Annotated in this window: 3 protein-coding genes; 2 read left to right on the top strand and 1 reads right to left on the bottom strand. The window is 57.9% G+C overall.

The window, feature by feature from the left end; translation table 11 throughout:
- Window positions 1-511, bottom strand: a 511-nt coding sequence (locus tag AB4Z11_RS30460; protein WP_442029739.1) for a LysR family transcriptional regulator, incomplete at its 3' end; no start/stop codon positions are given.
- A gap of 101 nt (window positions 512-612) precedes the next feature.
- Between AB4Z11_RS30460 and AB4Z11_RS30455 the strand changes: the two genes are divergently transcribed.
- Both AB4Z11_RS30455 and AB4Z11_RS30450 read left to right on the top strand, forming a co-directional pair.
- Window positions 613-1,386, top strand: a complete 774-nt coding sequence (locus AB4Z11_RS30455; protein ID WP_442029737.1) for an SDR family NAD(P)-dependent oxidoreductase — start codon at window positions 613-615, stop codon at window positions 1,384-1,386.
- Window positions 1,387-1,400: 14 nt separating this feature from the next.
- Window positions 1,401-1,963 (top strand): aldo/keto reductase (locus AB4Z11_RS30450; protein WP_442029735.1); only part of this gene is annotated, 563 nt, incomplete at its 3' end.

The raw sequence follows: 1,963 nt of genomic DNA, 5'->3' as shown, positions 1-1,963 counted from the left end.
CAATCCAGCGCTGCGGCCCGCTCAGGGGCGCGGCCACCATATCTTCCGGAACATAGTGGCCGTAGCGGATGCCGGCGTCATAGCCTTCCGCGACGATGTCGATGGGACGGTCTTCTACCACGACTGTTAATCTGACCTCCGGACACAACTTCGCGAACTCCGGAATAGCTGGAGCAATCAGCAAGTAAGCGGCATCCGAGAAAACGTTCAGGCGCAACTCACCATAGCGCCCGGCGCCTGGCGCATCCAGCTCGGCGAGTGCCAGTCCGATTTTTTCAAAGCCATCCTCCAGCTTTTGTGCAAGGTCCCGGCCGATATCGGTAGGCGCGATCGCTCTGCTTGAACGATTCAGTAACTTGGTACCCAGCCGTTCCTCCAGCCTGCGCATGGCATGACTCACGGCAGATGGCGTCAGTCCAAGCTGGATTGCCGCTCCCTTGAAACTGCGCGTGCGCATGATGGTGAGGAAGACCCGGAGGTCGGGAAGGTCGATGCGGTCAAAAATAGACATAGTTGATTTTGATTCAGCGTTGCGATGAATGCCTTTCAACTCAAATCTTAGCATCGCGCACGCGAACCCGAATATAACTATTACCTTTGTGTAGAGGACATATGAAACTCGCGGGGATCAAAATAGGGGATTTGGCCGGTAAGCGCGTGCTGGTGACTGGCGGCTCCACCGGCATAGGCGCTGAAGTCGCGCTTGGCCTGGCGCAGCAGGGCGCACGGGTCGTCGTGCACTACAACGCCAGCAAACAGGATGCAGAGCAGCTGCGAGCAATGTCGCCCGACAGGATTCTGCTCGTACAAGGCGACCTGGAATTGCCGGATGCCGCGGCGTTTGTTGTGAACCAGGCAGCCGAGATCCTGGGCGGGCTGGATGGGCTCATCAACAATGCCGGCGCCATGCTTGGGCGCATCCCGACAACCGAGGCATCGATGGATCATTTTGACCGCGTCGTCAGCTTGAATGCCAGATCGGTCTGGCAAGCCTCCATATCGGCACATCGCCATTTGAAGGCCGCGGGTGGCGGTTTCATTATCAACACCACGTCGATTGCGGCCCGCAATGGCGGAGGGAATGGTGCGGCCTTATACGGCGCGTCCAAGAGTTTTGTGAGCAACCTCACCAGGGGCCAGGCCAAGGAATTTGTGGCGGACAAAATCCGCGTCAACGCGGTTTCGCCGGGACTGATTCAAACAGCTTTCCACGACCGCGATACGCCTGATCACCTGTTCGAGGTGCAGTGCGCGGCAATTCCAATGCAGCGGGCGGGTCTTCCGGACGAATGCGTTGGCGCTTTTCTTTTCCTCGCATCAGAGGCTTTATCTGGATACATCACCGGCCAGATAATTGAAATCAATGGTGGACAACTGATGCCATAGGAGCATGCGCAGCAATGAAGCAGAGATTATTGGGACATACCGGAACCAGCGTTTCCGAAATCGGATTTGGCGCCTGGGCCATTGGCGGCGCTTGGGGCGATGTGTCGAAGTCCGACGCCAAGGCCGCGCTGCACGCGGCGCTGGACCAGGGGACGAACTTTATCGACACCGCCGATGTGTACGGGGACGGCCGCTCGGAGCAGCTGATCGCGGAAGTGCTCAGGGAGCGCGGTGGAGATAAACCAATGGTGGCGACCAAACTCGGTCGCCGGCTGTCTCCGCACGTTGCACAGGGCTACAACCGGGAAAACCTCAGGGCTTTCGTTGAGCGCTCGCTCGTCAATCTGAAAACCGACTGCCTGGAGCTGGTGCAGCTCCACTGCCCGCCGACGGAAGTGTATTACCAGGCCGAAGTGTTTGGCTACATGGACGATCTGGCCGCCGCTGGAAAAGTCCGCCACTATGGCGTTTCTGTCGAAAAAGTGGAAGAGGGCCTGAAGGCGATCGAGTATCCCAACGTCCAATCGGTACAAATAATTTATAACATTTTCAGGCAGCGGCCGGCGTCGCTCTTCTT

The organism is Pseudoduganella sp. RAF53_2 (genome assembly GCF_052113985.1).
In the GTDB taxonomy this organism is placed as follows: Bacteria; Pseudomonadota; Gammaproteobacteria; order Burkholderiales; family Burkholderiaceae_D; genus Rugamonas.
The sequence above is the reverse complement of the archived record's forward strand: the minus strand, read 5'-3'. Positions and strand labels throughout refer to the sequence as shown.

Excerpts from the sequence above, each read along its gene's own strand:
- AB4Z11_RS30455 (WP_442029737.1), top strand. The coding sequence starts at position 613 with ATGAAACTCGCGGGGATCAAAATAGGGGATTTGGCCGGTAAGCGCGTG.